The 385-nt window shown below is 71.9% G+C and carries 1 pseudogene; it reads right to left on the reverse strand.

Annotated features, from left to right (window positions below):
• Positions 1 to 385: pseudogene (locus K7G59_RS34485) on the reverse strand (methionine synthase); the annotation flags it as partial.

A 385-nucleotide genomic window follows, 5' to 3' on the forward strand; every position in this document is an offset into this window, starting at 1 on the left:
GTCGTCCTTGGACACGCAGGGGAAGTAGCCGTAGACCACGGCCGCCTCGAGCAGGTTCTCGGTCTGGAGCCGGTCGAGCAGGCCGCGCAGCCGCGGGCGGCCCTCGGTCTCGACCAGTTCCTCGTATGACGGCCCCTCAGCGGTGCGGGCCTGCTTGAGTCCCCACTGGCCCTTGAACAGGGCGCCCTCGTCCAGCCAGCTCGCGTACTCCTTGAGCTGGATGCCCTTGACGACCCGGGTGCCCCAGAAGGGCGGGGTGGGCACCGGGTTGTCGGTGGCGACGTCGGAGCGGACGTGGCCCTCCTCCGGGCGTTCCTCGACCTCGACGGCCGGCGTGGCGCGGACCCGGCGCTGCTTCAGTTCGGGCAGTGCCGCTCCGGGGACG

It is taken from the genome of Streptomyces sp. NK08204 (genome assembly GCF_020400585.1).
Lineage (GTDB): Bacteria > Actinomycetota > Actinomycetes > Streptomycetales > Streptomycetaceae > Streptomyces.